The 6,602-nt window shown below is 70.8% G+C and carries 1 protein-coding gene; it reads left to right on the top strand.

Translation table 11 applies throughout. From position 1 onward, the window contains the following. Window positions 1-6,602 (top strand): amino acid adenylation domain-containing protein (locus ACFVYI_RS42010; RefSeq protein WP_387895331.1); only part of this gene is annotated, 6,602 nt, incomplete at both ends.

Genomic DNA, 6,602 nt, shown 5'->3' with positions numbered 1-6,602 from the left:
ATCGACACCCACCAGGACGAGATCGCCGCCCACCCGGCCACCGCCCCGGCCACCGACGTACGACCCGACAACCAGATCTACGTCATCTACACCTCGGGCTCCACCGGCCAGCCCAAGGGCGTCAGCCTCACCCACACCAACGTCGCCCGCCTGTTCACCGCCACCCGCGAGAACTACCACTTCGGCCCCACCGACGTCTGGCCGCTCTTCCACTCCTACGCCTTCGACGTCTCCGTCTGGGAGATGTGGGGAGCCCTCCTCCACGGCGGCCGCCTCGTCATCGTCCCCCGCCACACCAGCCGCTCCCCCCACGAGATGCTCGACCTGCTCGTCACCGAACAGGCCACCATCCTCTGCCAGACCCCCTCCGCGTTCCGCACCCTCACCCAACTCGCCACCGACGGCGACCCCCGCATCGACGAACTCAGCCTGCGCGCCGTCGTCTTCGCCGGCGAACGCCTGGAAATGACCGAACTGCGCCCCTGGACCGACCGCGTCGGCACCCGGAACACCGCACTGGTCAACATGTACGGCATCACCGAAACCACCGTGCACTCCACCTACCACCGCATCACCGACCACGACGTCACCCGCACCGCACACAGCCCCGTCGGATCCCCGATGGACGACACCGCCATCCACATCCTCGACCCCCACGGACACCTCGTCCCCACCGGCGTCCCCGGCGAAATCCACGTCACCGGCCCCGCCGTCGCCCGCGGCTACCTCAACCGCCCCGAACTCACCGCCGAACGCTTCGTCCCCAACCCCCACGGCCCCGCCGGCTCCCGCCTCTACCGCTCCGGCGACCTCGCCCTACGCCAGCCCGACGGCACCCTCGAATCCCTCGGCCGCATCGACAAGCAGGTCAAGATCCGCGGCTACCGCATCGAACTCGGCGAGATCGAAGCCGCCCTCACCCAACTCCCCACCATCCGCCAGACCGTGGTCACCGTCCGCGACAACGGCAACAACGGCGAGAAGATGCTCGTCGCCTACCTCGTCCCCACCGCCAACACCACCGTCGACACCACCGAACTGCGCGCCCACCTCACAACCTCACTGCCCGAGTACATGGTCCCGGCCGCGTTCGTCACCCTGGACACCATCCCCCTCACCACCAACGGCAAGGCCGACACCCGCGCCCTCCCCGCCCCCGACCTGGACGCCTTCACCACCACCCGCCACACCGCCCCCCGCACCCCCGTCGAAGAACGCCTCGCCGCCATCTGGGCCGACGTCCTCGGCCTGCCCCAGGTCGGCGTCCAGGACAGCTTCTTCGACCTCGGCGGCGACTCCATCCGCGCCGTCCGCCTCGTCGGCGCACTCCGCGCCGCCGGCCACGACATCACCATCCCCGACATCTTCCAGCAGCGCACCATCGCCGCCCTCGCCACCACCCTGCCCGGCAACACCACCGGCACATCCCTGATCACCGCCGTCCAGCCCTTCACCCAGATCTCCGACGACGACCGCACAGCCCTCCCCACCGACATCGTCGACGCCTACCCGCTCTCCCAGATCCAGACCGGCATGCTCGTCGAGATGCTGGCAGCGGCCGACGGGCGGAACGTCTACCAGAACATCACGTCGTTCCGCCTGCCGGACCGTCAGGCGTTCTCGCCGGACGCCCTGCGCCGCGCCGTCGAGCTGATCACCGCCCGCCACGAGACGCTCCGCAGCTCGATGCACCTGGAGGGCTTCGGCGAGCCGCTGCAGCTCGTGCACGCCACCGCCGAGATCCCGGTCACCGTCCACGACCTGCGCGGCTCGACCACCGAGCAGCAGACCGAGCACGGCCGCACCTTCGCCGCCGCCGAGAACGCCGCCGCGTTCGAGCTCACGGCCGCTCCGCTGATGCGCATCGCCGCGCACCTGGAGTCGGACGAGTCCTGGTACCTGACCCTCACCTACCCGCACGCCATCACCGACGGCTGGTCCGTCAACTCGATGCTGATGGAGCTCCTCGGCGCCTACCAGGCGCTGCGGGACGGCCGCGAGCCGGCCGCCGCCGCGCCGGCCCCGGTCCGGTACGCGGACTTCATCGCCGCCGAGCGGACCGCCCTCGCCGACCCGCAGACCCAGTCCTTCTGGCAGCAGGTCGTCGACACCCACAGCCCGCTCGTCCTGCCCGCCACCTGGGGCGACGAGCCGGGCGGTCGGGCCGGTCTGCAGGTACCGTTCGCGGACCTGGAGGACGGCCTGCGCAAGCTCGCCGCCGAGGCGAAGACGTCACTGAAGAGCGTCATGCTGGCCGCGCACCTCAAGGTGATGGGCAGCCTGACGGCCGAGGACACTTTCCACACCGGCGTGGTCTACCACGGCCGACTGGAGGCACCGGGCGCCGACCGGGTGCTCGGCATGCACCTCAACACCCTTCCCTTCCCGGCCACCCGGGGCGCCGCGACCTGGCGCGAACTGGTCGAGCAGACGTACGCGACCGAGAGCGCCATCTGGTCGCACCGCCGCTACCCGCTGCCCGCCATCCAGCGCGCCGCCGGCAGCTCCGGCGACCTGGTCTCCGTCATGTTCGACTTCCACGACTTCCACCAGCTGGACGCCGACGCGGTCGACACCGCCGACGAACTGCGCGAGAGCGTCAACGAGTTCGGGCTGACCGTCATCACCCGGGACGGGCGCTTCAACCTCAGCAGCACGACCGAGGCCTTCGGTGCCGAGGGTCTGGAGCGGCTGGGTGGGTTGTACCGGTCGGTGCTGGAGTCGATGGCCGCGGATCCGGAGGGTGACGCGCGTGCGGTCCACCTGTCCGCCGCGGAGGTGGCGGTGCTGTCGGCGCCGACCCGTGAGGTCCTGTGGGACACCGCCAGCACTCCGGAGGCGTTCGCAGCCCAGGCGGCGGCCACTCCCGCCGCGGTCGCGGTGGTGGTGGGTGATGTCGAGCTGACGTATGGGCAGGTGGCGGAGCGGGCTGCTCGGTTCGCGGGTCTGTTGCGGGCGGCGGGGGTGGGTCCGGAGAGCGTGGTGGGTGTGTGTCTGCCGCGTGGGGTCGATCTGGTGCCGTTGTTGCACGGTGTGTGGTTGGCGGGTGCGGCGTATCTGCCGATCGATCCGGCGTTGCCGGGTGAGCGGATCGATTACATGCTGGCGGATTCGGGTGCGGCGGTGCTGGTCGCCGTGAGCGGTCTGTCGGTGGGGTTCGCGGGTGTCCGGGTCGATCTGGACACGGTGGCGCTGGACGAGGTGGCGGCGGTGGCCGGGCCGGTCGTCGTCGATGCGGATCGGTTGGCGTATGTGTTGTACACGAGTGGTTCGACCGGGCGTCCGAAGGGCGTGATGGTCGGGCACGGTGCGTTGCACAACCTGTTGGCGTCGGTGCGTGATGACCTGGGTGCGCGGGGGCGTACGGTGTGGCTGGCCTCGACGTCGGTGTCGTTCGACATCTCGGGTCTGGAGCTGCATCTGCCGTTGATCACCGGTGGTCGTGTGGTGCTGGCGCAGGACCACGAGGTGAAGGATCCGGCGGCGCTGATCGCGCTGATCGGGGCTCATCGGGTCACCCATGTGCAGGCCACGCCGTCGGCGTGGCGGCTGCTGCTGGAGGCCGGCTTCGAGAACGGCGCGGTGACGGCCCTGACCGGTGGCGAGGCCCTGCCGGCGCACCTCGCCGCCCGGCTCACGGCTGCCACCGGGCGGGTCGTCAACGTCTACGGTCCGACGGAGACGACCATCTGGTCGACGTACTGGGAGGTTCCGTCGGCCGCCGACGCGGTGACCGTCGGCCTTCCGCTGGCGAACACCGGTGTCTACGTGCTGGACGAGCACCTCGCGCTGCTCGCGCCGGGGGTGACCGGTCAGCTGTACATCGACGGCCACGGTGTGGCCCGGGGCTACCACGGGCGTGCGGACCTGACGGCGGAGAGGTTCCTGCCCAACCCGTACGGTCCGGCCGGGTCGCGTCTGTACGCCACCGGTGACCTGGCCCGGTTCCTGCCCGACGGCACCCTGGAGTGCCTGGGCCGGATCGACAGCCAGGTCAAGATCCGTGGCTACCGCATCGAACTCGGTGAGATCGAGAGTGTCCTGAGCGTGCTGGAGGAGGTCCGCCAGGCCGTCGTCACCGTCCACAACGAGGCCCTCGTCGCCTACGTCGTCCCCACCGACGGCCCCGTGGACACCGCCGAGCTGCGGGCCCACCTCGCCCGGCTCCTGCCGGAGTACATGGTCCCGACCGCCTACGTGGCGATCGAGGCGATCCCGCTGAGCAACAGCGGCAAGGTCGACCACCGTGCCCTGCCCGCCCCGGACCTGGACGCCTTCACCACCGGCGGCTACACCGCCCCCCGCACCCCCGTCGAGGAGCGCCTCGCGGCAGTCTGGGCCGAAGTGCTGGGCCTGGCGCAGGTCGGCGTCGAGGACAGCTTCTTCGACCTCGGCGGCGACTCCATCCGCGCCGTCCGCCTCGTCGGCGCACTCCGTGCCGCCGGCTACGACATCACCATCCCGGACATCTTCCAGCAGCGCACCATCGCCGCCCTGGCCACCACCCTGCCCGGCAACACCACCGGCACATCCCTGATCACCGCCGTCGAACCCTTCGCCCTCATCGGCGACGAGGACCGCACGGCCCTCCCCAGCGACGTGGTCGACGCCTACCCGCTCTCCCAGATCCAGACCGGCATGCTCGTCGAGCTGCTCGCGGCGCAGGGCGGCAACACGTACCACAACCTGAACTCCTTCCTCGTCCCCGACGAAGTCCCGTTCGACGCAGCGGCGTTCCGCCACGCCGTCGACACGGTGGTGGCCCGGCACGACATCCTGCGCACCTCGATGCACCTGGACGGCTACAGCCAGCCCCTCCAGCTCGTCCACGCCACCGCCGAGATCCCGGTCACCACGCACGACCTGCGCGACCTGACCGAGGCCGAGGTGGCGGAGCGCAAGCAGGAGTTCATGACCTCCGAGCGCGCCCTGGGCTTCGAGCTGGCCGCTGCGCCGCTGGTGCGCATCGCCGTCCACCTGGAGTCCGACCAGGCCTGGCGCCTGACGTTCAGTCACATTCACGCCGTCACGGAGGGGTGGAGCTACCACACCCTGGTGATGGAGATCCTCGCCTGCTACCGCAGCCTGCGGAGCGGCGAGGAGCCGGCCGCCTACGAGGTGCCGTCCGTCCGCTACGCCGACTACATCGCCGCCGAGCAGGACGCGCTCTCCGACCCGCAGACCCAGGCCTTCTGGCAGCAACTCGTCGACGAGCACAGCCCGCTGGTCCTGCCGGACCTCTTCGGAGCCCCGGACGCCGGCGTCGAGCAGCTGCATGCCCGGGTGCCCTACACCGACATCGAGGACGGCCTGCGACGTCTCGCCACCCAGGCGAAGACGTCACTGAAGAGCGTGCTGCTGGCCGCGCACCTCAAGGTGATGGGCAACCTGACGGCCGAGGACGCCTTCCACACCGGCGTGGTCTACCACGGCCGCATGGAGGCCCCCGGCGCCGACCGGGTGCTCGGCATGCACCTCAACACCCTGCCGTTCCCGGCCACCCGGGGCGCCGCGACCTGGCGCGAACTGGTCGAGCAGACCTACGCCACCGAGACCGCCATCTGGTCCCACCGCCGCTACCCGCTGCCCGCCGTCCAGCGCGCCGCCGGCAGCTCCGGCGAGCTGGTCTCGATCCTCTTCGAGTACCTGGACTTCCACGTCGTCGACGAGAACTCCGTCGACGTCGACGGGTCGATGGGCGACGGCAGCAACTCGTTCGCCCTCAACGTGATCGTGCGTGGCGGCCGGATCAACCTCGACAGCATGAGCACCGCGATCGACCGGGCGAACCTGGACTCCCTGGCCGAGCGTTACCGGCTGGTGCTGGAGTCGATGGCCGCCGACCCGAACGGTGACGCGACCCTCTCCCACCTGCCCGAGACGGAGCGTGCCCAGCTCACGGCCTGGGCCGCGGGTGACTCCGTGCAGTGGCCGACCGCCACCACCCTCGACCTCGTCGAGGCGCAAGCCCAGGCCACCCCGGACGCCACCGCCGTCATCGTCGACGGCATCCACCTCACCTACCGCGAGATCGACGAACGCGCCAACCGCATCGCCCACCACCTGACCGGCCTGGGCGCGGGCCCCGACGTCCTCGTCGGCGTCTGCCTGGAGCGCGGCGCGGACCTGGTCCCGACGCTGCTCGGCGTGTGGAAGGCCGGCGCCGCCTACCTCCCGCTCGACCCGTCCTGGCCCGCCGACCGACTGGCCTATGTGCTGGCGGACACCGCCACTCCCGCGATCGTCACCTCCGACGCCCTGGCCGACACCGTCGGCGCCCAGTACAACGGCACCCTCGTCGTCGTCGAGCGCGAGCAGGCGACCATCGAGCAGTACCCCGCCACGGCGCCCGAGCGCACCCTGGACGGCCAGAACCTGGCCTACGCGATCTACACCTCCGGCTCGACCGGCCGCCCCAAGGGCGTCCTCGTCCACCACCACGGCCTGGCCAACTACCTGCACCACACCGCCGACATCTACGCCAGTGCCGGCACCGGCGGCGCGCCGCTGTTCTCCTCCATCGCGTTCGACCTCGGCATCCCCAACCTCTTCACCCCCCTCATCACCGGCCAGCCCGTCACCCTCCTCCCCGACAACCTCGA

Source organism: Kitasatospora sp. NPDC058218, assembly GCF_042882445.1.
In the GTDB taxonomy this organism is placed as follows: Bacteria; Actinomycetota; Actinomycetes; order Streptomycetales; family Streptomycetaceae; genus Kitasatospora.
The sequence above is the reverse complement of the archived record's forward strand: the minus strand, read 5'-3'. Positions and strand labels throughout refer to the sequence as shown.